This window comes from Myceligenerans crystallogenes, assembly GCF_039529775.1.
Lineage (GTDB): Bacteria > Actinomycetota > Actinomycetes > Actinomycetales > Cellulomonadaceae > Myceligenerans > Myceligenerans crystallogenes.
The window spans coordinates 840,220-865,684 of the sequence record NZ_BAAANL010000001.1 but is presented as its reverse complement, the minus strand read 5'-3'; the positions used below and the strand labels follow the sequence as shown (position 1 = coordinate 865,684).

The window sequence follows — 25,465 nt, the reverse complement described above, 5'->3', positions numbered from 1 at the left end:
GCGGGGTCACTTGATCTTGTACGCGCGGATCACCGTTTCCTTGAGGCGGGAGCCGGTACCGTCCCAGGTCTCCGCGCGGAGGCTGACGTACGCCGTGCCCTCCGGGACCGTGACGTCGGCGGCCCAGCGGCCGTCGTCGCGCGGGGTGGCCGGGGTGCGGTGCCAGGTGGCGCCGTCGTCGGCGGACCACCACAGGCGGACGCCGGCCACCTCCCCTGCCGTGGAGCCCTGCTGGTGACCCACCGAGATCAGCGCGCGCTCGGTGCGGTCGCCCCGGTTGCGGTCGTCGAGGGTGAGGCCGTAGTCCAGCGTGAGCAGCGGCAGGACCGTGAGCTCCGCCGTGCTGCCGGACGGGAACCGCCACTGCGTGGAGACCTTGGTCGACATCGTCCACCACTTCTGGCTCCGCTCGGTGTCCAGGCGCAGGCGGTAGGCGCGCTCTTCCGTCGGCATCTCGGCGGTGCCGAACGGCGCGTAGGGCTCGTCGGCGATCAGCTCGTCGTCGGCCCACAGGCGGAAGCGGACCTTGACCTGGGACTCGTAGTTCTCGAGCCAGTGGCCCGCGTCGTCCACGTAGGTGGGCAGGCGCAGGCCGAGCAGCTCGCCGTCCCGCCAGGCCGACGAGTACGCCGGGTGGGGGAACTCGCCGTACAGGCCGCCGTGGTGCGCCTGCGCCCCGAACGTCAGCCGGGCCCGCTCGCCCGGGGCATACGTCCGGGCCGCGCCGGTGAACGGCTGGGGGAACTCGGCGTTGTCCCAGGTGTTGACGGCCGCGCCGTGCGTCCAGGTGACGGCGGGGTCCGTGGAGACGTACTCCGTGGTGACCGACGGCGCGCTCAGCTCCGACTCGAACGTGACCGGGCCCATCCACTCGACGCCCGTGCTCGCGCTCGCCGAGGTCAGCACCTGGTGGCGGCCCCCGAGGGTACGCACGTCGAGGGTCAGCGGGGCCGTGTTCGAGCCGTCGGCGCGGTAGGCCGGGCGGGACGGGACGGCGTCGTGCTCGACCTCGGCGAGCGTGTAGCGGTACGACGCGCGGTCGCGGCTCGTGCCGCTGAGGGGGACGACGGCGTCGGCGGCCAGGAGGTCACGCAGGCGGTCGCCCTGGGCGTCGTCGGCCCAGAGGACCGGGAGGCCGGAGTCGCCGGGGTTCGCCCAGAGGAACGAGCCCTCGTGGTGCAGCACCAGCCCGAGGGCGCCGGCGGCCTTGGCGTCGGCGGCCAGCCGGGAGACGTCGCCGTACTGCTCCTCGGGACCCGGGACCAGGACGAAGTTGCCCGCGACGTCCGCCGCGGCGAGATCCTCCGGCGACCCGCTGCCGCCGTCGACCAGGCCCGTGCGGACCTTGCCGATCAGGTGCTCCGAGTCCTCGAGGTACCTCAGGCGCACGGGGTCGCCGCCGTCGCCGCCCGCCCGCAGCTCGATGAGCGGCTGGCTGCCGCGCAGGGCCGCCTGGAAGATCAGCTCGCCCTTCGTGACCGGCTCGGTCGGCAGCACGTAGAGGTCGCCCGGCCCGCCCCCGCCGACGCCCTCCCCGTAGTCGAAGCCGAGCATCGGGCGGAACAGGGTCAGCCTGACCTCGTCGGTGTCGATCGGGCGGTGCGTGGAGAAGGTGAGCGGGACGCCGTCCCGGGCGTCGAGCACCACCGTCGTGTCGCCCGTGACGTCGAGCTCCGGGTGCGAGACGAGAGTCTGCGCAGAGTCGTCCTCCAGCGTGAAGGTCCCGCCGAGGAAGTACGTCCCGGTCGGCACCTCGAGCGTCGCGACGCCGTCCGTGAACTCGATCTCGTCGCGGTTGTCCAGCTTCTCGTCGAGGTTCGCCATGACCACGTAGTCGTAGGCGCCGGTGGGGTCCGAGCTCGCCGGGCCGCCGTCGCGGTCGATCCCCTCGATCCGGAGCGTGACGATCTCCCGCTCGTCACGGACGCCGACGGGCGTGCGGACCGTGCGGCCCTGGGCGTCGCGCGCCACGAGCACGCCGCTGAACGACCCGCCCGCCGAGGTGCTCCCGTCGAAGACGACCCCGACCCGCGCGGATCCGCCCGCCGGGACCGTGACGCGGTCCCGGTCCAGGGTCATCAGCCCGGCCGGTGCCGGGTCCCCGGTGTCGTACGTGACGTCCAGGTCCAGGTCGTAGGTGACGGGCGCGGCGGTCTTGTTGGCGTAGGTGATCTGCTTGGTCACGCTCGGCGAGTCGAACGGCACGCGGCCGAACGACAGCGCCCCCGGCCGGGCGATCACCGGCTGGCGCAGCGCGCCCGGAATCCACAAGCGGCCGGAACCCTCGGCCCAGGTCGCGGGCGGGCCGTCCTGCGCGGCGCCGATCAGCACGGACTTCAGGTCCGGCGCGGACAGCCCGGGCCGCTTCTCCAGCACGGCGGCCGCGGCGCCCGCCACGTGCGGGGTCGCCATCGAGGTGCCGTCGGCGGCGACGTAGTTCTCGTCGACGATCCGGCCCATTGACGTCCCAGCCGCCCGGGCCGCGACGATCCCCACGCCCGGCCCGGCGATCTCGGGCTTGGGGTAGGCGTCCCCGGTGCGCGGCCCGGTGCTGGAGAAGCCGGCGAGCTCGTCGTGGTCGTCCACGGCCGACACCGTCAGCGCCCGCGTGGCGGAGCCGGGCGTGTTCACGGTGCGCCGGCCGCCGTCGTTCCCGGCGGCGACGACGAACAGGGCGCCGCTCTCCCGGCTGATCCGGTTCACGGCGCGTGCCATCGGATCGGAGCCGTCCGTCCAGCTCCCGGGTGCCCCGACGCTCAGGTTGACCACGTCGGCGCCCTGCTCGGCGGCCCAGGTCATCCCGCTGATGATCCACGACTCGAAGCCGGCGCCGTCGGCGTCCAGCACCCGGGCGTTGAGCAGGTCGGCGTCGGGCGCGACGCCGCGGTTCGCCGGGTCGGCGACGCCGCGTCCCGCGGCGATCGACGCGACATGCGTGCCGTGCCCGACGGCGTCGGCCACCGACCCGAGTCCCGTGAAGTCGCGCGCGGCGACGACGGCGCCCGCCAGATCGGGGTGCTCGGCGTCGACGCCGCTGTCCACGACCGCGATCCGCACGCCGTCCCCGGTCCAGCCGCCGTCCCACGCCTGCGGCGCGCCGACCTGCGGCATGCTGTCGGCGTCGGACATCCGCACGGGGGCGTCGAGCCAGACCTTGCCGAGCCGGTCGCCCGACGACGACGGCGTGGACGTCGCGGACGGGCCGGTTGCGGACACGCTCGCGGGCTGGTCGGTCGCGGACTCGCTCGGGGGCTCGCCGGCGGGCGAGGCGGTCGCACCCCCCTGGCCGCGCGAGGCGAGCAGTTCCCTGACGACGTCCGGCATGCGGCCGTCCCGTGCGACCTCACCGGCGACGGCGCCGGTGCCGAGGCCGTTCAGGCCGCGGCGGCGTTCCAGGCCGGACGTGAGATCCGGTGGCGCGATCCGCCGGCTGCCCGACGCCGCCGGCGGTTCCACGATCAGCGGGAGGGTGTCGCGCGAGGCGTCGTCGTACCCGGCCGCGGCGAGGCCGGTGACGTCGAACAACCGCGGGTCCAGGACGCCGGGGACGAGGTGGGCGACGTCGGACGGGATGACGTGGAGGTGGCCGTCGCGGAACACCTCGCGATAGCCCGGGCGCTCTCCGGACGGCCGGTCCGCCTGGTCGACGCGGAGGAGCGCACCCGGGTCGCCGTCGGCGGCGCCGGGGCGGTACGTGACGACGTCGCCGGTGATCAGGGTGATGCGAACGTCGGCGGCGGTCTTGCCCTGCCCGCCGGGTGTGCCTGGCGCCCGCGCGCCGTCGTCGTACCCGGACGCCCAGCCCGCGGCCTGCGCGACCGCCGGCGGAGAACCCGCCGCGCCCGGCGGGCCGGCGGCCGAGACGACCGTCGCGGGCAGCAGCGCGGCGCAGGTCACGAACGCGGCGAGCGCGAGACGCCTGGAGACTGGCCTGGTGTTCATCGAAGACCCCCGGAGCCGTGTGCGGCGCGCCGGTGCGGCGCGCTCCTGATCACATGACGCAGGCCGCCCCCGAAAGGTTGCGAGCGCGACCACGCCAGGCACCTCGAATCTAGACCTGGCCCGCGGGCCCCCGCGCCACGTACGACGCCGTTCGGCTCGTTCGCCCGATGCGCCCGCACGGCTTCCTCACGCGGCCGGCGCCTCGACGTGATCGTGCTGCCTGCCGTTCGCCTCCGCGGCCCAGGCGCTGGCCAGGAGGAGGACCCGGGCCACCACGTTGACCAGGACCAGGACGCTGACCAGGACCGCGAAGCCCGCCAGGAGGGCGTTCTGGGCCGCCGAGCCCACCACCAGGGAGCTGCCCGCCCAGCGGAGCAGGCCCGTGGTCACGCCCACCACGGCCGCCGCGACGTACAGCTCGCGGGCCGGCAGGCGCACGCCCGCCACGAAGCGGATGACCAGGGCCACCACGACGGCGTCGACGACCACGCTCGCCACGAGACCCAGCACGCGGACCACGACCCGGCTGGCGCCCGCCATCCCGAACTGGTCCAGCACCCACGGCGCGGCGGTGCTCACCAGGACGCCGGTGGCGGCCGCCACGAGCACGCCCGCCAGCAGCAGGACGAATCCCGCGAGCTGCAGCAGTTTCTCCACGACCGGGCTCGTCCGGTCGACGGGCAGGTCGAACATGGTGCGCACCGACACCCGCAGGGCACCCATCACCGCCGTCGCGGACCACAGCAGCACCAGCACCGCCACGACCGACGTGAGGCTGAACCCGCCGGAGAGCATCAGCTGCTCCGGCCGGACCAGACCGCCGGACCCGGTGTCGACCAGCCCCGGCACCCACTCCTCGACCTGTGCCAGCGCCTGCTCGCTCAGCTCGGCGTCCCGGCCCAGCACGCCCGAGAACACCGTGAACCCGATGGTCAGCGCGGCGAAGAGGGAGAACAGCGCGGTGTACGCCATGCCCCCGCACAGCACCGAACCGCCCCGGTCCGAGTACCGCTGCAGGGCCCGGCCGCCCCGGGACCGCTGCCAGCGCCGCCACAGCTCCTTGAGCTTCTCCATGGCCGTCAGCCTGGCAGAGGGCGCCACGCACGGCGGCGGCCACACGCCGTACCGGCGGGGCTCAGCGTTCCAGGTCGAACCGCTGCTGGGGCCGCCAGACGCCGTCGTCGCCGTGCTCGTACTGCCAGAAGCTCGTGACCTCGAAGTCCGCCTCGAAGTCGCGCAGGGCGTGGAACGCCTTGTCGAGCGCCTCGTCCGGCACCTCGTGCGCGACGGTCACGTGCGGGTGGTAGTTGAACCGCAGGTCCTGGGCCAGCAGGCCGGTCCGCACGCGCTGCTCGATCTGCTCGCACTCCGCGATGCCCTGGGCGAGCGACACGAACACCACGGGCGACACCGGCCGGAAGGTGGCGGTGCCCCGCAGCCGCACCGTGAACGGCGGGATCTGCGCCGCGACGTCCCGCAGGTGCTCGCGCACCTTCTCCAGGTCCGTCTGGTCGACGACGGTCGGGCCGAGCAGCGTGATGTGCGGCGGGATCACGTCCGCGAGCGGGTCGCCCGCCGCGGACCGGGCGGCGGCGAGTTCGGTCGCGTGCGGCTCCGGGATCGCCACGGCGATCCCGATCCGCACCTGCCCCGGTGCCCGGTCCGGAATGTTCACTGCGCCCTCTCGGCCGGGGACACGGCTGCCGCCGGCCTGGCGGCACGCGCCGGCAGCAGCCCGAACCGGCTCTTGACGCGCTCCAGCACCGGCTGCGCGATGTCCCGCGCCCGGTCCGCGCCGTCGGCGAGCACGCGGTCCAGCTCGGCAGGGTCCGCGAGGTAGCCGTTCGCCCGCTCCTGGAACGGCTCGAGGAAGGCGACGACGGCGTCGGCCAGCGCCACCTTGAGGTGGCCGTACCCGCGGCCGTCGTACTCGGCGGCGATCTCGTCGACGCCGCGGCCCGTGACCGCGGAGAAGATGGTCAGCAGGTTCGAGATGCCGGGCTTGGCCGCCGGGTCGAACCGCACGGCGTACGTCTCGTCCGCGTCCGTGACGGCCGACTTGATCTTCTTCGCCGTGCGCTTCACGTCCTCGAGCAGCAGCAGCGAGCCCTTGCCCGCCTCCGACTTGCTCATCTTGGCCGTCGGCTCCTGCAGGTCGTAGATCTTGGCCACGGCCTTGACGATGTGCGCGTCGGGCACGACGGCGGTGCCCTCGCCGAACCGCGTGTTCAGGCGCTCGGCCAGGTCCCGCGTGAGTTCGAGGTGCTGCCGCTGGTCCTCGCCCACGGGCACCAGCGCGGCGTCGTACAGCAGGATGTCCGCGGCCATGAGCACGGGGTACGTGAAGAGCCCGACGGTGGTGCCCTCCGTACCCTGCTTCTCGGCCTTGTCCTTGAACTGGGTCATCCGGCTCGCCTCGCCGTAGCCCGTCTGGCACGACAGCAGCCACGCCAGCTCGGTGTGCTCCGGCACGTGCGACTGCACGAAGAGCACCGACCGCTCCGGGTCGACGCCGCCCGCCAGGTACTGCGCCGCGGTGCGGCGGGTGCGCTCGCGCAGCACCGCCGGGTCCGGGTGGACCGTCAGCGCGTGCAGGTCCACGACGCAGTACAGCGCGTCGTACGAGTCCTGCAACGCCACCCACTGCTGCAGCGCACCGATGTAGTTCCCGATGGTGAGCGAGTCATGGGTGGGCTGCATCCCCGACAGGATGCGCTGCCGCACGCGCGGGGCGGTCGCGACCGCCGCGTCGTGGGCAACCTGAGTTTCGGACGGCATGGGGATCATTCTGGCAGGCCGCCCGCCGGACGGACGAATTTCCACCCCGTTTTTCACCCGCACCTGCGGGAGGGGCTCAGGTGGCCTCGGTGTCGTACGGGGCGCGGGCGGGCGGCGGCGTCCCCGGTGCGGACGACGACGCCGGGCCGGCGTCGGGCGTGCTGCCGTTGGTCCAGGAACGCGGGGAGTCGTCGAGCAGGGCGTCGCGGACGATCTTGCGCGGGTCGTACTGGCGCGGGTCGAGCTTGGACCAGTCGACGTCCTTGAACTCCGGGCCGAGCTCCTCGTCGACGCGGCTGCGCGCCGTGGTCAGGTAGTCGCGGGCGGTGCGGGCCGCGCGGCCCAGCTGCTCGGCGTACCCCGGCAGCCGCTCGGGCCCGATGAGCACGACGGCCAGCACGACGATGAGACCGAGCTCCCATCCGTTGATCCCCAGCACGCGCCCACCCTATCCGCTGCGGCCGTGCGCCAGGTACAGCCGCCCGGTGCGCACGCCGCGCGCACGACCCGGCACGATCGGGCCGCGCGCACGACCCCCGCCGTCAGCCGTCGCTGGCCTTCTCGTCCAGGACGACGCGCACGTCGCGCCCCTCGCCCTGGCCGCCCGTGCGGACCTTGAGCGTCACCGCGTCGCCCGGCGCCATGGCCCGGATCGCGACGACCAGTTCGTCCGACTGCGAGACCGGGCGCCCGTTGATCGCGAGGATCACGTCGCCGGGCCGGATCCCGGCGCTCTCGGCGGGTCCGCCCGGCGTCACCGGCGGCTGCCCCTGCTGCGTCTCCGAGGCGACCTTCACGCCCTCGCCCTGGTACGACGGGTCGAGCAGCACGCCGATCACGGGGAACGTGGCCCGGCCGGTCTCGATCAGCTGCTCCGCCGTGCGGCGGGCCTGGTTCGACGGGATCGCGAAGCCGAGCCCGATGTTCCCGGTCGCGGCGAGCGACCCGGGCGCCTGGGCGATGGCGGAGTTGATCCCGATGACCTCGCCGTTCGAGTTCAGCAGCGGCCCGCCCGAGTTGCCGGGGTTGATCGCGGCGTCGGTCTGGATCGCGTCGATGAACGCCGCCGACGACTGCTCCCCCGCCTGCACCGGACGGTGCAGCGCCGACACGATGCCCGTGGTCACCGTGGAGTCCAGCCCGAGCGGCGCGCCCGCGGCCAGCACGTCGTCGCCGACGACGACCTCGTCCGAGTCGCCCAGCACGAGCGGCGTGAGCCCGTTCTCCCGGACCTTGAGCACCGCCAGGTCGTAGTCCGGGGTGGCGCCCACGATCTCGGCCTCCTGCTCGTGCCCGTCCGCGAACGTCACGAAGATCGGGGCGCTCGAGGCACCCGCGGCCGCCGGGGCGATCACGTGGTTGTTCGTGAGGATGTAGCCGTTCTCCTTGAGCACCATCCCGGAACCCGTGGCGGCGCCCTCGGAGGCACGCACCTCGATCGAGACGACGCTCGGCAGCGCCTTCGCGGCGATGGCGGCGACGGAGCCCGCGGGTCGCTCGACCTGCTGGCCCCCGGACTCCGGCAGCGCGGCATCGGCCCGCAGCCCGGCGCCGTCGTCGTCGTTCGCGTTCAGCAGCGCGGCCCCGCCGATCCCGCCCACGAGACCGGCCACCAGCGCGAGCACGGCGACCAGCACGACGGCCCCCGGCCCGAGGCCCCGGCGCCGTTCCTTGACCGGGGCCGCCTGCGGCAGGGCCGGCAACGGCGCGGGCGCGGGCTGCGACCCGAAGATCGCCGCCGTGGGCAGGACCCCGCCGGCGGGCGGTGCGGCCTGCGGGTGCCTGGACGGATGCGGCGGCGCGGGCTGCTGCTGCGCGGACGGCGGGGCAACGAGCGGCGGGGGCACGGCCGACGGCGGCGGCAACCGCACCGTGTCGACGTGCTGCGCCGCCGGCTGCTCCGGCGGGCCCGCCTGCTGCGCCGTGGCTCCCGGCCGCGGAGGAGCCGACGGCGGGCCGCCCGGCACCGCCGTGCCCTGTTCCGGCAGTCGCGGAGGTACCGGACCGGGCGCCGTCGGCGGCGCGAAGAGGTTGTCGTCGTCAGTCATGGACCGGTGATCGCTCCCGTGGCAGTGCTCCACCCGCGTTCGATGCGGGAAAGGACCCCGGCATCGTAGCCAGCGGCGGGGAAGGATGCCACGAAGGAGTCGAGCATGTCTTCGGGCAGGTCGGCGACGACATCGACCACGACGCCGTCCGCCTGCCACGCGACATGCGCGGGAGTGCGGCCCAGCACGTGGACCGACTCGTCGCCGGGGAGCGTGCCCACCTGCTCGCGCACGACGGCGTGTCCCGCCTCGCCCGCGAGGTCGATCTCGAGGATCTCGCCGCGGGAGCCCACCAGCCGCACCGCGCTGACCTCCAGGCCGTCGGGCAGCGTGCCGGGCACCACCCAGCCCTGCGCGGTCGCCCAGTCGAGCGCGGCGGCGCTGCGCTGCTCCGGCACCGCGCCCGCGGGGGCGAGCCCGGCCAGGACGTCCACCCCGGCCGCCCGCTCGTCGGGGCCGGTGCGGGCGAGCATCGTCATCGCGTCGGCCGCCGACACCTCGGGGACCACCTGCGGGCCCTGCCCCAGCACGAAGAGCGCCGCCAGGCCGAGCGCGCCCGCGCTCCCGGCGCCGAACACCAGGAACCGCGCGGTACGACGCCGCCCGGTGGAGAGCTGCCCGGTGAGCCGCACGCCGTCGACCAGCCCGGGGAGCGGGACCCCGCCCCAGCCCGCCGGGCCACCGCGCCGCGAGGGCGCGTCGAGGGCCGGCGAGCCGAAGCCCGTCGTGCGCCGGCTGCGCAGCGGGTCGTCGGCGGCGTCGGGGATCGAGGCCTGCAGGGCCATGAGCCGCGCGGTCAGCTGCGGGTCCGGGCGCAGGTCCTCCGACGCCGCCGACAGCAGCCGCCGGGAGCGCCGCGCGTCGTCCAGCTCGCGCGCGCACGCGCGGCAGACCGCCACGTGCTCCAAGGCCTGCTCCGTCTCGGTGGCGTCCAGCTGCCCGTCCGCCAGGGCGGAGATCCACGATCCGAGGTGCGTCATTCCCACCCCTCCGGCTCACCGGCGCGGACCGCGTCCGGCGACCGGTGCTCCAGGGCCTCGCGCAGCTGCGCCCGGGCCCGGTGGATGCGCGAGCGCACCGTGCCGAGCTTCACCCCGAGCGTCTTGGCGATCTCCTCGTAGCTCAGCCCCTCGATGTCGCACAGCACGACGGCCGCGCGGTACTCGGGGCGCAGCTCGCCCAGCGCGCGCTGCACGTCGTGGCCGAGGTTGGCGTGCTCGAACTCCCGCTCGGGGCGGCCCTGTTCGCCCGTGGCCACCACGGCGCCGTCGTCGTCCCCCATGGCCTCCATGCGGATGCGCTTGCGGCGGCGCGCCATGTCGAGGAAGAGATTGGTGGTGATGCGGTGCAGCCAGCCCTCGAACGTGCCCGGCGTGTAGCTGGACAGGGAGCGGAAGACGCGGATGAAGGTCTCCTGCGTCAGGTCCTCCGCGTCCTGCTGGTTGCCCGTGAGGCGATAGGCGAGCCGGTAGACGCGCGCGGAGTGCTCGCGCACGATCTCCTCCCAGCTCGGGGGCTGCCAGGAGGCACCCGCGGCGGGGGCCGCGCCGTCGCCCCGGTCCACGTCGGTGAACGGCGCGACGCGGCCGCCGTCGTACGGCTGGGATGTCCTCACGAGATTCATCGTCCCTCACAACGCGCGAGGGTCTCCAGTCGTTCCCGGCACACCGGTAGCCTTGGCCGAGCCTTGGGACAAATCTCACCGGGAGGATGTCATCAGCGCAGCCACGGAGCATACGGGCGGCCGTCACGTGAAGGCCGCCGCCTGGATGTACGGCGAGTCGTTCGTCGTGGAGGACGACGTGCTGCTGCGCGCCCGCGAACGGGCGTCCGACCTCGGCTGCCCCGCGATCCCGCCCGGCAGCGGCGCGCTGCTGCGCGTGCTCGCCGCCGCGATGCGGGCCCGGGCGGTGGTGGAGGTCGGCACGGGCGCCGGCGTCGCGGCCCTGTGGCTGCTGCGCGGCATGCCCGACGACGGTCAGCTGACCACCATCGACCGCGAGGTGGAGCATCAGCGCGCCGCGCGCGAGGCGTTCGCGGAGGAGAAGATCGACCCGCGCCGGACGCGGATCATTCCCGGCAAGCCCGACGAGGTGCTGCCGCGGCTCACCGACGGGCACTACGACCTCGTGCTGGTGGGGGCCGAGCCGTACGCCTACCCGGAGTACGTGGAGCAGGCGATCCGCCTGCTGCGGCCGGGCGGGCTGCTCGCGGTCGACAACGCGCTGTACCGGGATCGCGTCCCGGATCCGACCCGGCGGGACGAGCTCACCACGATCGTGCGGGAGGTCGGCCGGGCGGTGCGCAACGACGATCGCGTGATGCCCGCCATGGTGCCCAGCGGCGACGGCCTGCTACTGGCGGTACGGCGCTGAACCGGCGGGCTCGCCCGCCCCGGTCCGACCGGGGCCGAGCCCGCCGGGGGTCGGCACGTGATCAGCCGACAACGCCCTTGAGAGCCTCGCCCAGTTCGGTCGCCTCGGTCGCGTTGAGCTCGACGACCAGCCGGCCGCCGCCCTCGAGCGGAACACGCATGACGATGCCGCGCCCCTCCTTGGTGACCTCCATCGGCCCGTCACCCGTACGCGGCTTCATCGCAGCCATGTGTGGCTCTCCCATTCCTTTGTCCGTGACACTGTGCTCGTCCGCCGTCGCCCTGCGACTACCACCGTGCGACAACGGGCACCAGGCCATTCTAATGGGTTTCGCACCACAGTCTTCACAGTTCCGTTTCCTCCCGGGAGCCGCCGGACGCGGCGCCGGCCGGCCCGGCCATGGGCGGGACCGCCGGCAGCGCCCGTCACGCCAGGCCACGCAGCGCCGCCGCGGGCGGCGCCTCGTCGCGGATCGCCGCCACCATGTCGAGCACCCGGCGTGTCGCGCGCACGTCGTGCGCGCGGAAGACCCGCGCCCCCAGCCACGCGGCCACCGAGGTGGCGGCGAGCGTCCCCTCCAGGCGCTCGCCGGGCGGCAGGTCGAGGGTCTCCCCCACGAAGTCCTTCCGGCTCAGCGCCATCAGCAGCGGGAACCCGAGGTCCGCGAGCGCCGCCGTCCGCCGCAGCAGGTGCAGCGAGTGCCAGGTGTTCTTGCCGAAGTCGTGCGTCGGGTCGACGAGCACGGACGCCGCGGGCACCCCGGCCGCCACGGCGCGGCGCGCGCCGTGGGTCAGCGTCCGCACGACGTCGTCGGTCACGCCGTCGCGCGGGTCCCCCGTGGCGGCCGCCTCCGGCCCGCCGGGTGCCCGCGGGGCGAGCGGTGATTGCGGCGTCGAGCCACGGCCGGCCGACGCGGAGCGTGCGGGGTACTCGACGCGGTACGGGTCCGTCCGGGGGTGGGCGCCTCCGGTGTGGGAGACGACGACGCCGACGCGGGCCGCGCCCGTGACCTCGATGAGGCGGGGGTCGTGGCCGGACCAGGTGTCGTTGATCAGGTCCGCGCCGGCGTCGATCGCGGCGCGGGCCACGCCGGACCGCCAGGTGTCGACCGAGACCATGAGGTCGGGCAGTTCGGTGCGGACCCGTGCCACGAGGGGGACGACGCGGCGGATCTCCTCCGCCTCGCCGACCTCCGGGCCGACGCCGGCGCGGACCCCGCCGATGTCGAGGATCTCGGCGCCGCCGGCGAGAGCGGCCTCGGCCGCACGGAGCGCGGCGTCGTCGTCGGACATCCTGGCGGGGGCGAAGAACGAGTCCGTCGTGCGGTTGACGACCGCCATGACGACGGGCCGGACCGCCGTGCCGTCGCGGCCGAGTTCCCGGCCGCGCAGGACGAGGGGCGGTGACGCGGGCGGCACGGGACGGCTCGCCTCGCGCCCGCCGCCGTTCCCGGCCGGGGCCGCGCGGCCCGGGGCGGGGCCGCCGTGGTCCGGACGGCCGTCGCCCGCCCCGGGTGCGGCACCCGGGGCCGTCACGCCGGTTCGACCGCGGCGTGCTGCTTCTCGGCGAGCGCGCGCGCCTCGTCGGCGAGGGCCTCGCCGCGCCGCATGACGTGGCTGACGGCCTCGGCCGGGTCGTCGGTCAGGTACAGCAGGTCGAGGTCCGCCTCGGAAATCATGCCGCGGTCGAGGACGGCGGTGCGGACCCAGTCCAGGAGGCCGCCCCAGTACTCGGAGCCGAACAGCACGAGCGGGAAGCCGGTGACCTTGTGGGTCTGGACGAGGGTGATCGCCTCGAAGAGCTCGTCGAACGTGCCGAAGCCGCCGGGCATGACGATGAACCCCTGGGCGTACTTGACGAACATCGTCTTGCGGGCGAAGAAGTAGCGGAAGTTGATGCCGAGGTTGACGTACTCGTTGACGCCCTGCTCGAAGGGCAGCTCGATGCCCAGGCCGATGGAGACGCCGCCGGCGGCGCGCGCGCCCTTGTTGGCGGCCTCCATGATCCCGGGCCCGCCGCCGGTGATGACGGCGTAGCCGGACTCGACCAGGAGGCGGCCCACCGTCTCGGCGTGCCCGTAGTCCGGGTGGTCGGGCTTGGTGCGGGCGCTGCCGAACACGGAGACGGCCGGGCCGATCTCGGCGAGCGCGCCGAAGCCCTCGACGAACTCCGACTGGATGCGCAGCACGCGCCACGGGTCGGAGTGCACCCAGGCCGCGCTCTCGCCGGAGGCGAGCAGGCGCTGGTCGGTGGTCTCCAGGGGGATCTGGTTGCCGCGCAGCAGCACGGGACCCTTCCGGTAGCCGCGCCCCTGCTGCGGAATGCCGTCGTCGCTCATACGCACCAACCTATCTCGCGCCTGTGACACTTTCGCAGACGGCGGGCCGACGACGCCCGGCGCGTCAGCCCAGCAGCCACGCCCGGAGGGCGTCGCGGCAGGCGGCCAGCTCGGCGACCGGAAGCCGCTCGTCGTCCTTGTGGGCCAGCAGGGGGTCGCCCGGCCCGAAGTTCACCGCCGGGATGCCGAGCCCCGCGAAGCGGGCGACGTCGGTCCAGCCGTACTTGGGCATCGGCTCACCGCCGGTCACGGCGAGGACCGCGGCCGCGAAGTCCTGGGCCATGGGCGCGTCCAGCCCGGGACGGGCGCCGGGCGAGGAGTCCGTGACGGTCACGTCGAAGCCCTCGAACACCTCCCGCAGGTGCTTCTCCGCCTCCGCCTCGTCGCGCGACGGCGCGAACCGGTAGTTCACCGTGACCACGCACTCGTCCGGCACGACGTTGCCCGCGATCCCGCCGCGGATCCCCACGGCGTTGAGCCCCTCGCGGTACGCGAGCCCGTCCACCTCGACGGTGCGCGGCTCGTAGCGCCGGAGCCGGGCCAGCACCTCGGCCGCGCCGTGGATGGCGTTCTCGCCGGTCCAGGAGCGCGCGGAGTGCGCGGCGACGCCGTGCGTGACGACGTCGGCCCGCATGGTGCCGTTGCAGCCGCCCTCGATCCCGGCGTTGCTGGGCTCGCCCAGGATCGCGAAGTCCGCGGCCAGCAGGTCCGGCCGGTTCCGGGCGAGGCGGCCCAGCCCGTTGCGCGCCGCCTCGACCTCCTCGTGGTCGTAGAACACCCAGGTGAGATCGACGCCGGGTTCGACGCCGGGAGTCCCGATCTCGCAGGCGAGCGCGAGCGCCACGGCCACCCCGCCCTTCATGTCCACGGTCCCCCGCCCCCACAGGACGCGGTCGTCGCCCTGGACGTCGCCGGTTCCCTTGGTGCCAGGCTCAGCGGTCCCCGCGAGCCGGGTCGGGAGATTGCCCGCGATCGGCACGGTGTCGATGTGCCCGGCGACCACGACGCGGCGCTCCCGCCCGAGGTTCGTCCGCGCCACGACGGCGTCCCCGTCCCGGATGACCTCCAGGTGCGGCCGGGCCCGCAACATCGCCTCGATCGCGCGGGCGAGCGCCGCCTCGTCGCCGGAGACGGACGGGATGTCGCAGATCGCGGCGGTCAGTCCCACGAGGTCGGAGTCGGGGGCGAGGAGGGCGTCGTCGAAGGCGGTCACGCCCCCGAGGTTAACGCGGCCCGCGGGGCGCGCCGTCCGGCCCGGCCGACTCGACTGGCGGACACGACCGCCCGGCCGGGGGCGTTCCCCCTAGGCTGGCGGCATGAGCTCGAGCGCGTCTTCGCCCACTGCCGCCTGGGGCCACGGCCTCGCCACGATCGCCGCCGACGGGACCGTCCTGGACACCTGGTTCCCCGCCCCCGTGCTCGGCGAACCGCCCGCCGAGGGTGCGGCGGAGGCGGCGCCGTCGTCGGACCTGCTGGCCCTGGAGGGCCACGACGACGCACGCGGCGTCACGCTGCGCGTCGTGACCACGGTGGCCGACCTGACGACCGGGCCCAAGGACGCGTCCGACGCCTACCTGCGCCTGCACCTGCTCTCGCACCGCCTGGTCCGGCCGCACGAGCAGAACCTGGACGGGATCTTCGGCGTGCTGGCGAACGTCGTGTGGACGAGCGCCGGGCCGTGCGCCGTCGAGGGCTTCGAGGCGACGCGGCTGCGCCTGCGGGCGCGCGGGCCCGTCGCCGTGTACGGCGTCGACAAGTTCCCGCGCATGACGGACTACGTGCTGCCCACGGGCGTGCGCATCGCCGACGCCGACCGCGTGCGCCTCGGTGCGCACCTGGCCGAGGGCACCACCGTGATGCACGAGGGCTTCGTGAACTTCAACGCCGGGACGCTCGGCTCGTCGATGGTCGAGGGCCGGGTGTCGGGGGGCGTGACCGTGGGCGACGGGTCCGACGTCGGCGGCGGCGCGTCGATCATGGGCACGCTGTCCGGCGGCGGGCGAGAGGTCATCTCGCTGGGCGAGCGCTGCCTGCTCGGCGCGAACTCCGGGCTGGGCATCCCGCTGGGCGACGACTGCGTGGTCGAGGCGGGCCTGTACGTCACGGCGGGCACGAAGGTGACGATGCGCGGCGGCATGACCGTCAAGGCCGTGGAACTCGCGGGGCAGAGCAACCTGCTGTTCCGCCGCAACTCGACCACGGGTGCCGTGGAGGTGCTGGACCGCTCCGGGACGGGCGTCGAACTGAACGAGGCCCTCCACAAGAACTGACCCCAACCTTGGTAACCGGATGACGTCGGGCGTCTAAACTTGGTGGTCAACGTCCGAGGTCATCCGGAAGGTTCGCATGGTTCTGCTCTCCCACTCGGCCCATGACACGGCCGGTGACGCGACGCCGCGGCGCCGCCCCGTACGGCGCGCCCTGAAGTATCTGGTCGCGACAGCGGTCGTGGGGACGGGTGCGACGGTCGGCGTCGTGCTGCTGCTGAACCATCTGTCCGGCACCGCGCCGCTCACCGAGCGGTGCGCGGCGGTGCTGGACGGGACGGACTGGTACCTCTCCCCCGCGCAGGCGGACAACGCCGCGCTCATCACGGGCACCGCGATGCGGCGCGGCCTGCCCGCGCGCGCCGCGACCATCGCCCTGGCGACGGCGCAGCAGGAGTCCAAGCTCATCAACATCGAGCACGGCGACCGCGACTCGCTCGGGCTGTTCCAGCAGCGGCCGTCGATGGGCTGGGGCACGCAGGCGGAGATCCTGGACCCGGTGTACTCGACGAACGCCTTCTACGACGGCCTGGTGAAGGTCGAGGGCTACGAGGACATGGCCATCACCGTCGCCGCGCAGGAGGTGCAGCGTTCCGGCTACCCGGACGCGTACGCGCGGCACGAGGTGCGGTCGCGGGCCTGGGCCTCCAGCCTGACGGGCCACTCCCCCGCGGCGCTGACGTGCGAGATCGCTCCGGTGGAGGAGTCCGAGACGCTTCGCGAGAGCGCCGCGCGGGACGTCGTCGTCGGCCGCCTCGGGCGGGACCTGGGGCTCGGGCCGACGGGGGCGATGCCGGGCGGCGCGACCGTCGAGGTCGACGCGGCGCCGCTGGTGCAGGGCGAGCCCGCGCGCGCGGGCTGGTCCGTCGCCCAGTGGGCGGTGGCGGCGGCCGCGGAGACGAACGTGATCGAGGTCCGCGTCGGCGATCGGGTGTGGACGCGTGAGTCCGCCGAGTGGACGGCCGCCGGCAAGGCCCTGGACCCCGGCCTCGTGCGGATCACGCCGGCGGTCGCCGGGTAGCGTCCCGGGGTGCGCGGCGGCGGCGCTGCTCGGCGGGGTCGGGGACGGGCACGGCCGCCAGGAGGCGCTTCGTGTAGTCCGCGCGCGGGGCGTGCAGGACGTCCTCGCGCGGGCCCTGCTCCACGATCCTGCCGTCGCGCAGCACGACGACCCGGTCCGCGAGCTGGTCGACCACCGCGAGGTCGTGGCTGACGAACAGGCACGCGAACCGGTACCGCTCCTGCAGCGACGTGATCAGCTGCAGGACGCCGGCCTGCACCGACACGTCCAGGGCCGACGTCGGCTCGTCCGCGACCAGCAGCTCCGGTCCCAGGGCGAGCGCCCGGGCGATGCCGACCCGCTGCCGCTGCCCGCCGGACAGCTCGTGCGGGTACCGGTTGCGCACCTCGCGCGGCAGCTCGACGGCGTCGAGCAGCTCCAGGACCTGCGCGCGGCGGGAGCGCGCGTCCCCGGCCCGGTGCACCACCAGCGGCTCGGCGACGACGTCGCCCACCGGGAACCGCGGGTCGAGCGACGCGGCCGGATCCTGCAGGACGACGCCGATCCGGCGCCGCAGCTCCTTGAGGCGCCGCCCGCGCGCCGCCCGGAGGTCCGTCCCCAGGACCGAGACGGCACCGGAGCGCACCGGGATCAGGCCGAGCGCGCACCTCGCGATCGTCGACTTCCCCGAACCGGACTCCCCCACCAGGCCCACGACCTCGCCGGGCGCGACCTGGAACGACACGTCGTCGACGGCACGGAACGCCCGTCTCCCGGCGCGGCGGTACTCGATCACGAGGTTGCGCAGGTCGAGCGCGGGCGCCTGCGCGGGCGCCTGCGCGGGCGTCTCGTCGCCCGACGACGACGGCGCCGCCGGGCGCACCGCGCCGGACCCGCCGGGCCCCGCCCCGAGCCGGGGCACCGCCGCGAGCAGCGTGCGCGTGTACTCGTGCCGCGGCCGGCCGAGCACCTGGTCCACGGTGCCGGTCTCGACGATGTTCCCCGCCAGCATGACGGCGACGCGATCGGCGAGATCGGCCACGACGCCCAGGTTGTGGGTGATCAGCAGGATCGCGGTGCCGAGGTCCCGGGTCAGCGAGCGCAGGAGGTCGAGGATCTCGGCCTGCACGGTGACGTCGAGCGCCGTCGTCGGCTCGTCCGCGATGATCACCGCGGGTTCGCAGGAGATCGCCATGGCGATGACGACGCGCTGGCGCTGCCCGCCGGACAGCTCGTGCGGGTACTGCCGCAGGCGGCGTTCCGGCTCGGGGACGCCGACCCGGCGCAGCAGGCCGGCGGCACGGGCGGTGGCCTGTCTGCCGTGGGCGACGTCGTGCAGGGCCAGGGCCTCGGTGAGCTGGTCGCCGATGGTCAGCACGGGGTTGAGCGCCGTCATCGGCTCCTGGAACACCATGGCCACGTCGTTGCCGCGCAGCGCGCGCAGGCCGGAGCCGTCGAGCGAGCCGATGTCCTTGCCGGCCACGCGGATCGCCCCGGTGACCCGGGCGTTGCCCGGCAGCAGCCCGAGGGCGCTGGTGGAGGTCACGGACTTCCCGGACCCGGACTCGCCGACGAGCGCGACGACCTCGCCGGGCCGTACGTCGAGGTCGAGGCCCCGGACGGCGTGCACGTCGCCGAACTCGGTCCGGAACGTGACGGACAGGTCCCGGAAGGACAGGACCGCGTCGCCGGACGACGTCGCCGCGCCGGAGAGGCCGAGGGTGTCCATCAGAGCCCCGCCTTCCCGCTGGGCAGGGCCGCCGTGCGCGGGCCGCGGGCCCGGGTCCCGCCGCTCGTCTGCCGGGGGTCGAACGCGTCCCGCAGCCCGTCGCCGATGAAGTTCACGCACAGCGCCACGGCGAGGATCAGCAGGCCGGGCCACCAGAACAACCACGGCCGCGTGCTGAACGCGCCCTCGTACTCCGAGATCAGCGAGCCGAGCGAGACGTCCGGCCGCTGCACCCCGAAGCCGAGGAAGCTCAGGCTCGTCTCCAGCAGGATCGCGACCGCGATCGTGAGGGTGGCCTGCACGATGACGACGCCGACCGCGTTGGGCAGCAGGTGCCGCAGGATGATCCGGGCCGGGCCCGTTCCGACGGCGCGCGCGGCCAGGACGAAGTCCCGCTCGCGCAGGCTCAGCACCTCGGCCCGCACCAGCCGCGCCAGGCTCGTCCACAGCACCGCCCCGAGGGCCAGCACCAGCAGGCCCAGGTTGCCGTCGCTCGTCCGGCCGAGCACCGCGGCGATCGCGAGCAGCGGGACGATGATGACGACGTCGGTCACGCGCATCAGGATCGCGTCCAGGAACCCGCGGAAGTACCCGGCCACGGCGCCCACGACGGTCCCGACGACGGTGGAGATGACGCCCACCCCGAACGCGATGAACAGCGAGACCTGCGTGCCGCGCATGACGAGCGCGAGGTAGTCCTTGCCGATCGTGTCCTGGCCGAACGGGTGCTCCCAGGTGGGGGCGCCGTCGCCGAGCTTGTCGTAGGCGGTGGCGACGTCCTTGTCCCACCAGCCCGGGACCGGGCCGACGCCGATCGACGTGAACGCGGCGAGCACGACGACGACGAGCACCGCCGTGGCGACCATCGCGCCCCGGTGCCGCAGGAACCGGCGCAGCACGAGCCCGCCGGCGGTGTAGTGCCGCGCGCCGGGGTCGCCGGGCGGTGCGCCCGCGGCGGCGGGGCGGGCGGCGGCGGGGGGCGCGGTGCCGGGGCTCGCGGCGGGCGCGGCGTCGTCGTCGGCCCTGAGGGCGTGATCGTTCATGAGTTCTCCTGGCGGACGGCGCTCAGCGCCGGATCCGCGGGTCGAGACAGGCGTAGGCGAGGTCGGCGAGCAGGTTCATCACGATCGCGGCCGCACCCGTGACCAGGAAGAACGCCATCACCGGCGCGGGGTCCACGGCCATCAGGCCGTCCCGGAAGAGCTGGCCCATGCCCTTCCAGCCGAACACCGTCTCGGTGATCACCGCCCCGCCGATCAGCGCCGCGAAGTCGAGCGCGACGACCGTGGTGATCGGGAGGAGCGCGTTCCGGAACGCGTGCCTGACCACCACCTCGCGCTCCGGCAGCCCCTTGGCGCGGGCCGTGCGCACGTAGTCCTGGTCGAGCACCTCGAGCATCGCGGACCGCGCGAACCGGGAGTGGGCCGCGACGGACACGAGCGCCAGCAGCGTGGTCGGCAGCACGAGCTGGGTGCCGAGGTCGAGCAGCTGCTGCCAGAAGTCGCCCGTGAAGTTCGGGGTCCGGGAGCCGATCGTCGAGATCGGCCGCGGCTTCAGCCCCAGGAACGAGGACCAGTACGCGACGAGGATGTCGGCCACGACGACGAGGGACGTCAGGACCCCGGTCACGCCCGAGACGAGCAGGATCCGCCGCCGGTCCCGGGCGCCCCAGGCGAACCCGATCCCCAGCGACACCACCACGGCCAGCACGAACAGCCCGGTCAGGCCCGCCCACGACGGCTCGGCGAGCAGGGGCGTGAAGGCGAGCACGGCGTACGCGACGGTCCCGGCGACGGCGGTGGTCAGCGCGGCGTACAGCGCCCGCCGGTCGCGGAGGCCGGCCACGATCGCGGTGACCAGCACGCCCGCGCCGCCCGCGACCAGGAGCACCGACACGAAGCCCGCCCGCGGGTCGCGGTACCAGTCCAGGGCGTTGAGCAGGAACAGCACGGCGACGGCGAACGCGAACGTCGCGGCGCCCGCGACGAGCCCGCGCCGCGGCGGACCGCCCGCCACACCGGCCACGACGACGGCGAGCACCGCGGCGACCAGGAGGATCACCGGTGGCTCGACCCGTCCGGTCGCGATCCAGTCGTTGTAGCGGATCGCACCGAACTCCTTGAGCAGTACCGCCGCCCAGAAGACCGGCAGGGAGAAGAACAGGAAGGCCGCGAAGGTCACCGCGTAGTCGAACCCGGAGTACTGCCGGATCGCGGTGAGGACGCCGAGCCCGATCCCGAGGACGATCGCGATCACCGTGGCCACGGTCACGAGCCGCAGGGTGGACGACGCCGCCTGGCCCGTGAGGAACAGGACGTCCTGCCCCGTGCGGGTGGTGCCCAGGTCGCACGCGCCCGCGAAGCAGCCGGCCACGCCCTCGAGCCAGAGCCCGTAGCGCTCGTACCAGGGCAGGTCCAGATTCATCGCCTCGACGCGCGCCGCCATCAGCTGGCGCGCGTTCCTCGCGCTGGATCCGCGCAGGTCCGCCAGGGGATCCCCGGAGTTGACGGTCAGCCAGAACATCAGGACCGAGGAGAGCGCCAGGACGACGACGGAGATCAGCGTGCGCCGGAGGAGGAAGCTGAGCACGGGCTCGTGACCCTTCGCGGACGGCCGGACGGGACGGCCGGGGATTCTTCGGGGGTGCGGGGACGGCCCGCGGGGAAGGGACGCCGGGTCCCTTCCCCGCGGGCCGGGGTCAGTGCGTCACCCGGCGCGCTGCCACTGGTCGGCGTTCCAGGCGATGCCCGACTGCGCCGCCATCGGGCGCACGTTGCGCACCGAGGAACTGCTCGCCCACAGGCCCGGGTGGGAGTAGAGCGGGAGGCTGAACAGGTCCTCCCACAGCTGCTTCTCCACGATCTTGGTCTGCTCGAGGTGGACGGCCGGGTCCAGCGACGCCGACACGGTCTTCCACGCCTTGTCGACGGTCTCGTTCGAGTACCCGCCGTAGTTCTGGAAACCGGTCGTCGCGTAGAAGCCCTCGCCCGCCGTCACCTGGCCGGACACCCCCCACGCGAAGAGCGCGGCGTCGAAGTCGCCGTTGGGCTGCTCCTCCTCGAAGAACGTGCCGGTACCCGCGTCCACGACGTCGAAGCCGACCTGGTCGCACGACGCCTTGATCAGCTCGACCGTGTCGGTGCGGCGCGGGTTCGGCGGGTCGTTGAGGTAGGCGATCTCGACCTTCGTGCCCTCGTGGAGGCCCGCCTCGGCGAACTTCTCCCGGGCCGCGTCGAGGTCGACGTCGTCGTACCGGCCGTCGTAGGAGGCCTCGACGACCTCCTGGTAGGTGTCCTGGTAGGGCAGTCGCTCGCGGGCGTTCAGGACCACCGCGGACTCGTCGACCGGCTTGACCAGGTCGTCGACGATCTTCTGCCGGGGCACGCAGAGCGCGAACGCCTCACGCGCGGCCGGACCGCCCTCGTCCTGCGAGAACGGGCCCTGCGCGAAGTTGAGGTCGAGGTGCTCCCAGCTCATCGTCTGACCGGTCTCGACGTGGACCGCCTCCCCCAGCTCCTCGAGCTGCTCGACCATGTCGACGGTCGGGCCGTTCGGCTGGATGACGTCGAGGTCGCCGTTCGCCAGGGCCTGGACCTGCGCGTCCGCGCCGATCTGACGGAACGTGATCGTCCTGGTCGCGGGCGGCGTGCCCCACCACCCCGGGTTCGCGGTGAGGGTGACCGACTGCCCGGCCGACCAGCCGTCCTCGGCGAACATGTAGGGGCCGCTCGACGGCGTCAGCGCGGGATCCAGCAGTTCGCCGGGCTTGTCGAAGTCCCAGCCCGTGTTCCAGAACGTGGCGGCGTCCCGCAGGACGTCCTTGTCGAGCTCCAGGATCGCGTCGACGAGCTCGTCGGTCGTTACGCCGATCTGGTCGGCGACGACGTGCGCCGGGTAGGCGCGGGTGACGAGGATCTCCCAGTCGGCGTTGGTGCGCTCGTAGTTGTAGGTGAATTCCTTGGCGTCCGCCGCGTCCGCCTCCGGCGGCTCGGGCGCGAAGTCGCCGAGGTACAGGCCGCCGATGTGATCGAACAGCGGCACCTCCGAGCCGTCCTCGGTGACCGTGCCGTCCTCGGTGATCGCCTGTGTCGCCCAGTCCAGCAGGTAGTCCGCGTAGGTGACGGGCGTGCCGTCGGACCAGGTCGCCGCGTCGCTCAGCGTGTACACGACCTGGGTGTCCGTCGTCGCCTCGAAGTGGCCGAACTCCTCGTCGTGGCAGATCGTGCCGTCCGTGCCCCAGTCGAGGAAGCTGCCGATCATCCGCTCGGTCACGGCGTTGTTGTACGCCGAGTACTTCGTGTAGACGAGCGAGTTGTAGCCGAAGATCTCGGACTCGTTCGCCACCTTGATGTCGCCCTCGGCGGTGGTGACGTCGCCCAGGTCGAGGTCGGCCTTGCACGGGCCCTCGGCCTGCGCCACGGGCACGCTGTCAGCCTCGGCGGGCTTCTCGCCACCGAGCGGGCTGGAGCACGCCGAGAAGAGCAGCGCCCCCGCGGCACCCGCCGCGAGCGCGGCGCTCCATCGCCTGATCTTCACTTGTTCCTCCTGTAGGAAAGTGATGTGGCCCGGGAGCCCGGCCGGCCCTCGGCGCAGATCGCCGGGGGCCGGCACCCGGCAAGGCACACATCATGCTTGCCGGTCACTCTACCCATAGGGGATTTGATCGGCTTCTACCGAGATTTGTACCCGAACCGATCGTTTCGGGCTTGATCCTGTTCCTTCACCACCGGCTCAGGCCTGGGTCTCGACCCAGCCGTGCGCCTTCGCCAGAGCCACCATCGCCTGCCGGGTCAGCACCACCTGCTCGGCGGTGAGCGTCGGCACGCCCGCCAGCAGCATCTCGGTCACCTCGGCGGTGAGCTGCCGGTCGGTCACCGCGTCGCCGTCGTCGGCCCCCGTGTCCGGGAGCACGATCATCGGCGCGCCCGCGGCCGCCGTCGTCCCGTTCAGCACCGGGACCGCGATGGGCGCCGCCTGCGGCTGCGCCGCCGGCGTGGACACGAGCGTCACCTGCGACGCCTTCGGGCCCCTGTCCCCCTCCTCCGTCTCGAACTCCACGACAGCCCCCACCACGAGCTTGCGCTTGTCGAAATCAAGATCGTTCACGTGCAGGAACACGTCGTCCCCGCCCTCGTCCGGCGCCACGAAACCATATCCGCGCACCTCGTCGTATCGGATCACCCGACCCTGGACCACTCTCATCACCTTCAACCTCTGGAGAACACTTCTTCGCGAGTCTATGACCCGCGCCCGAGGTTCGCCCAGGCCATCCTCCGGATCTCGCCCACCGCGGGCTTCCCGGGTGCCGGCGGTGTCACGTCCGGGAGGCGTGCCGTGTCGGAGGGGATGCAACCACCGAGAGAAGGAGCCAGACATGAACCACCCGGCCCGCGTCCCTGCCGTCGAGCTCACCGGCCTCACCGGTGCGATGGTCAGGTTCTACGCCAGGAAGCGCCTCGGCGGCACCGTGCCGGCCGCGCTGGGCGTGCTGTGGAACAACCGGAAGGTGCTGCGCGGCACGATGGGCATCGGCGGGAAGATCGAGAAGTGGGACGCCTGCGACAAGAGCCTGAAGTCGTTCGCCCACATGGCGGTCGCGTCGATGATCGGCTGCACGTGGTGCCTCGACTTCAACTACTTCAAGGGGCACGACGAGGGCCTCGACCTGGACAAGGCCCGCGAGATCCCGCGCTGGCGGGACTCGGCCGTCTTCACGGACCTGGAGCGCGACGTCCTCGCGTACGCGGAGGCGATGAGCACCACGGAACCGACGGTCACGGACGAGATGGTGGACCGCCTGCTGAAGAAGCTCGGCGCGGAGGCGCTCGTCGAGCTGACGTCGGTGATCGCGTTCGCCAACCTCACCACCCGTACCAACGTGGCCCTCGGCATCGAGTCGGACGGCTTCGCCGCCGCCTGCGGCCTCAAGCCGATGGCGGAACGGCCGGCGACGGTCTGACCGCACGCCTCCCGCCGCGGCCTGCGCGAGGATGGGGGCATGCGCGACCTCTACCCGCCGATCGAACCGTACGACTCCGGGTCGCTGGACGTCGGCGACGGCCAGCACGTCTACTGGGAGACCTGCGGGAACCCCGACGGCAAGCCCGCCGTGTTCCTGCACGGCGGGCCGGGCGGCGCCGTCGTGCCGGACCACCGGCGCCTGTTCGACCCCGAGGCGTACCGGGTCGTGCTGCTCGACCAGCGCGGCTGCGGGCGCAGCACGCCGCACCTGAGCGACCCGGCCGCCGGCCTCGGCGCGAACACGACCTGGCACCTCGTGGCCGACCTGGAGCTGCTGCGCGAGCACCTCGGGATCGAGGGCTGGCAGGTGTTCGGCGGCTCGTGGGGCAGCACGCTCGCGCTCGCGTACGCGCAGACCCACCCCGGGCGGGTCACGGAGCTGGTGCTGCGCGGCGTCTTCACGATCCGCGAGCGCGAGCTGGACTGGATCTACGGCGGCCGGCTCGCGGCGATCTTCCCGGAGGCGTGGGAGGAGCTCCTGGCGGTGATCCCGGCCGGCCGTGACACGGGCGACCTCCTGGAGACGTTCGCCGGCCTGGTCGACGACCCCGATCCCGCCGTCCGCGAACCCGCCGCGGTGGCGTGGGCGCGCTGGGAGGCGCGCACGATCACTCTGGTGGAGCGTCCCGAGCTGGTGGACGCCTTCGCCGACCCGGCCTTCGCGGCGGCGTTCGCGCGGCTGGAGATCCACTACTTCCGCCACGGCGCGTGGCTCGGCGAGGGGCAGCTGATCCGGGACGCCCCGAAGCTGGCGGGCATCCCGGGCGTCATCGTGCAGGGCAGGTACGACGCCGTCTGCCCGCCCGTGACCGCATGGGACCTGCACCGGGCGTGGCCGGGGTCGGAGCTGGTGGTGGTCCCGGACGCGGGGCACGCCTTCGACGAGCCGGGGATCCTGCATCACCTGCTCGAGACGACGGACCGGTTCCGCGGGGCGCGCACGCCGCGCTGAGCCCGGCCGTGCGCC

The 25,465-nt window shown here is 73.8% G+C and carries 22 protein-coding genes; 5 read left to right on the top strand and 17 right to left on the bottom strand.

All coding sequences use genetic code 11. The features are described 5' to 3' along the window. Positions 1–6 precede the first annotated feature (6 nt). The 8 genes from ABD208_RS03595 to sigE form a co-directional block, all read right to left on the bottom strand. Entirely contained in the window at positions 7–3,942 is a 3,936-nt protein-coding gene (locus ABD208_RS03595) for a S8 family peptidase (protein ID WP_344099565.1), read from the bottom strand. A gap of 186 nt (positions 3,943–4,128) precedes the next feature. Further along, positions 4,129–5,016, bottom strand: a complete 888-nt coding sequence (locus ABD208_RS03590; RefSeq protein ID WP_344099563.1) for a YihY/virulence factor BrkB family protein — start codon at positions 5,014–5,016, stop codon at positions 4,129–4,131. A 61-nt stretch (positions 5,017–5,077) separates the two neighbouring features. Further along, positions 5,078–5,617: a 2'-5' RNA ligase family protein gene (locus tag ABD208_RS03585; protein WP_344099561.1), complete on the bottom strand. Its 540-nt coding sequence runs from the start codon at positions 5,615–5,617 to the stop codon at positions 5,078–5,080. After that, complete coding sequence (gene trpS / locus ABD208_RS03580) at positions 5,614–6,720, bottom strand: tryptophan--tRNA ligase (protein WP_344099559.1); 1,107 nt, start codon at positions 6,718–6,720, stop codon at positions 5,614–5,616. The genes ABD208_RS03585 and trpS overlap by 4 nt, the downstream gene beginning before the upstream one ends. A gap of 76 nt (positions 6,721–6,796) precedes the next feature. Then, positions 6,797–7,159, bottom strand: coding sequence for a twin-arginine translocase TatA/TatE family subunit (locus tag ABD208_RS03575; RefSeq protein ID WP_344099557.1), 363 nt, complete (start codon positions 7,157–7,159; stop codon positions 6,797–6,799). 103 nt (positions 7,160–7,262) lie between these two features. Further along, positions 7,263–8,768, bottom strand: coding sequence for a S1C family serine protease (locus tag ABD208_RS03570; protein ID WP_344099555.1), 1,506 nt, complete (start codon positions 8,766–8,768; stop codon positions 7,263–7,265). Beyond that, positions 8,765–9,748, bottom strand: a complete 984-nt coding sequence (locus tag ABD208_RS03565; RefSeq protein ID WP_344099553.1) for an anti-sigma factor family protein — start codon at positions 9,746–9,748, stop codon at positions 8,765–8,767. Before ABD208_RS03565 ends, ABD208_RS03570 begins: the two co-directional genes overlap by 4 nt. Beyond that, positions 9,745–10,332, bottom strand: a complete 588-nt coding sequence (gene sigE, locus ABD208_RS03560) for an RNA polymerase sigma factor SigE (RefSeq protein ID WP_344100025.1) — start codon at positions 10,330–10,332, stop codon at positions 9,745–9,747. The genes ABD208_RS03565 and sigE overlap by 4 nt, the downstream gene beginning before the upstream one ends. Positions 10,333–10,537: 205 nt before the next feature. On the opposite strand from sigE, the gene ABD208_RS03555 reads away from it, so the two are divergent. Beyond that, positions 10,538–11,143 carry an O-methyltransferase gene (locus ABD208_RS03555; RefSeq protein ID WP_344100023.1) on the top strand — a complete coding sequence of 202 codons (606 nt, stop codon included), beginning with the start codon at positions 10,538–10,540 and terminating at the stop codon, positions 11,141–11,143. 61 nt (positions 11,144–11,204) lie between these two features. Here ABD208_RS03555 and ABD208_RS03550 read toward each other — a convergent pair whose 3' ends face one another. From ABD208_RS03550 to dapE, 4 genes are all read right to left on the bottom strand, one after another. After that, complete coding sequence (locus tag ABD208_RS03550; protein ID WP_123815402.1) at positions 11,205–11,372, bottom strand: DUF3117 domain-containing protein; 168 nt, start codon at positions 11,370–11,372, stop codon at positions 11,205–11,207. 196 nt (positions 11,373–11,568) lie between these two features. Further along, positions 11,569–12,561: a dihydropteroate synthase gene (locus tag ABD208_RS03545; RefSeq protein WP_344100021.1), complete on the bottom strand. Its 993-nt coding sequence runs from the start codon at positions 12,559–12,561 to the stop codon at positions 11,569–11,571. A gap of 113 nt (positions 12,562–12,674) precedes the next feature. Then, on the bottom strand, positions 12,675–13,481 hold the full coding sequence (locus ABD208_RS03540; protein WP_344099550.1) for an LOG family protein: 807 nt from the start codon (positions 13,479–13,481) through the stop codon (positions 12,675–12,677). Positions 13,482–13,545: 64 nt separating this feature from the next. After that, positions 13,546–14,694: a succinyl-diaminopimelate desuccinylase gene (gene dapE / locus ABD208_RS03535; RefSeq protein ID WP_344099548.1), complete on the bottom strand. Its 1,149-nt coding sequence runs from the start codon at positions 14,692–14,694 to the stop codon at positions 13,546–13,548. 103 nt (positions 14,695–14,797) lie between these two features. Between dapE and dapD the strand changes: the two genes are divergently transcribed. Next, entirely contained in the window at positions 14,798–15,751 is a 954-nt protein-coding gene (gene dapD / locus ABD208_RS03530; protein ID WP_344099546.1) for a 2,3,4,5-tetrahydropyridine-2,6-dicarboxylate N-succinyltransferase, read from the top strand. A 76-nt stretch (positions 15,752–15,827) separates the two neighbouring features. Next, positions 15,828–16,769 carry a hypothetical protein gene (locus ABD208_RS03525; RefSeq protein ID WP_344099544.1) on the top strand — a complete coding sequence of 314 codons (942 nt, stop codon included), beginning with the start codon at positions 15,828–15,830 and terminating at the stop codon, positions 16,767–16,769. Here ABD208_RS03525 and ABD208_RS03520 read toward each other — a convergent pair. The 5 genes from ABD208_RS03520 to ABD208_RS03500 all read right to left on the bottom strand — a co-directional run bounded on the left by ABD208_RS03520 (position 16,747) and on the right by ABD208_RS03500 (position 23,679). Then, positions 16,747–18,477, bottom strand: coding sequence for an ABC transporter ATP-binding protein (locus tag ABD208_RS03520; protein ID WP_344099542.1), 1,731 nt, complete (start codon positions 18,475–18,477; stop codon positions 16,747–16,749). The genes ABD208_RS03525 and ABD208_RS03520 overlap by 23 nt on opposite strands. Continuing rightward, positions 18,477–19,520, bottom strand: a complete 1,044-nt coding sequence (locus ABD208_RS03515; protein ID WP_344099540.1) for an ABC transporter permease — start codon at positions 19,518–19,520, stop codon at positions 18,477–18,479. The genes ABD208_RS03520 and ABD208_RS03515 overlap by 1 nt, the downstream gene beginning before the upstream one ends. Before the next feature lie 22 nt (positions 19,521–19,542). Beyond that, a complete protein-coding gene (locus ABD208_RS03510; RefSeq protein WP_344099538.1) occupies positions 19,543–21,066 on the bottom strand; it encodes an ABC transporter permease in 1,524 nt (507 codons plus the stop codon). Positions 21,067–21,183: 117 nt separating this feature from the next. After that, positions 21,184–23,013, bottom strand: a complete 1,830-nt coding sequence (locus ABD208_RS03505) for an ABC transporter substrate-binding protein (RefSeq protein WP_344099536.1) — start codon at positions 23,011–23,013, stop codon at positions 21,184–21,186. Positions 23,014–23,208: 195 nt separating this feature from the next. Beyond that, complete coding sequence (locus ABD208_RS03500) at positions 23,209–23,679, bottom strand: cold shock domain-containing protein (RefSeq protein ID WP_344099534.1); 471 nt, start codon at positions 23,677–23,679, stop codon at positions 23,209–23,211. Between the two features lie 172 nt (positions 23,680–23,851). Between ABD208_RS03500 and ABD208_RS03495 the strand changes: the two genes are divergently transcribed. Beyond that, positions 23,852–24,436, top strand: a complete 585-nt coding sequence (locus tag ABD208_RS03495) for a carboxymuconolactone decarboxylase family protein (protein ID WP_344099532.1) — start codon at positions 23,852–23,854, stop codon at positions 24,434–24,436. A 39-nt stretch (positions 24,437–24,475) separates the two neighbouring features. Continuing rightward, entirely contained in the window at positions 24,476–25,450 is a 975-nt protein-coding gene (gene pip / locus ABD208_RS03490) for a prolyl aminopeptidase (RefSeq protein WP_344099530.1), read from the top strand. Positions 25,451–25,465 lie beyond the last annotated feature (15 nt).

Coding starts and splice junctions, on each gene's coding strand:
- ABD208_RS03495 (WP_344099532.1), top strand. CDS start 23,852: ATGAACCACCCGGCCCGCGTCCCTGCCGTCGAGCTCACCGGCCTCACC.
- ABD208_RS03520 (WP_344099542.1), bottom strand. CDS start 18,477: ATGGACACCCTCGGCCTCTCCGGCGCGGCGACGTCGTCCGGCGACGCG.
- dapD (WP_344099546.1), top strand. CDS start 14,798: ATGAGCTCGAGCGCGTCTTCGCCCACTGCCGCCTGGGGCCACGGCCTC.
- ABD208_RS03570 (WP_344099555.1), bottom strand. CDS start 8,768: ATGACTGACGACGACAACCTCTTCGCGCCGCCGACGGCGCCCGGTCCG.
- ABD208_RS03500 (WP_344099534.1), bottom strand. CDS start 23,679: ATGAGAGTGGTCCAGGGTCGGGTGATCCGATACGACGAGGTGCGCGGA.
- ABD208_RS03550 (WP_123815402.1), bottom strand. CDS start 11,372: ATGGCTGCGATGAAGCCGCGTACGGGTGACGGGCCGATGGAGGTCACC.
- ABD208_RS03565 (WP_344099553.1), bottom strand. CDS start 9,748: ATGACGCACCTCGGATCGTGGATCTCCGCCCTGGCGGACGGGCAGCTG.
- ABD208_RS03525 (WP_344099544.1), top strand. CDS start 15,828: ATGGTTCTGCTCTCCCACTCGGCCCATGACACGGCCGGTGACGCGACG.
- ABD208_RS03590 (WP_344099563.1), bottom strand. CDS start 5,016: ATGGAGAAGCTCAAGGAGCTGTGGCGGCGCTGGCAGCGGTCCCGGGGC.
- trpS (WP_344099559.1), bottom strand. CDS start 6,720: ATGCCGTCCGAAACTCAGGTTGCCCACGACGCGGCGGTCGCGACCGCC.
- ABD208_RS03515 (WP_344099540.1), bottom strand. CDS start 19,520: ATGAACGATCACGCCCTCAGGGCCGACGACGACGCCGCGCCCGCCGCG.
- ABD208_RS03595 (WP_344099565.1), bottom strand. CDS start 3,942: ATGAACACCAGGCCAGTCTCCAGGCGTCTCGCGCTCGCCGCGTTCGTG.
- ABD208_RS03540 (WP_344099550.1), bottom strand. CDS start 13,481: ATGAGCGACGACGGCATTCCGCAGCAGGGGCGCGGCTACCGGAAGGGT.
- ABD208_RS03555 (WP_344100023.1), top strand. CDS start 10,538: ATGTACGGCGAGTCGTTCGTCGTGGAGGACGACGTGCTGCTGCGCGCC.
- pip (WP_344099530.1), top strand. CDS start 24,476: ATGCGCGACCTCTACCCGCCGATCGAACCGTACGACTCCGGGTCGCTG.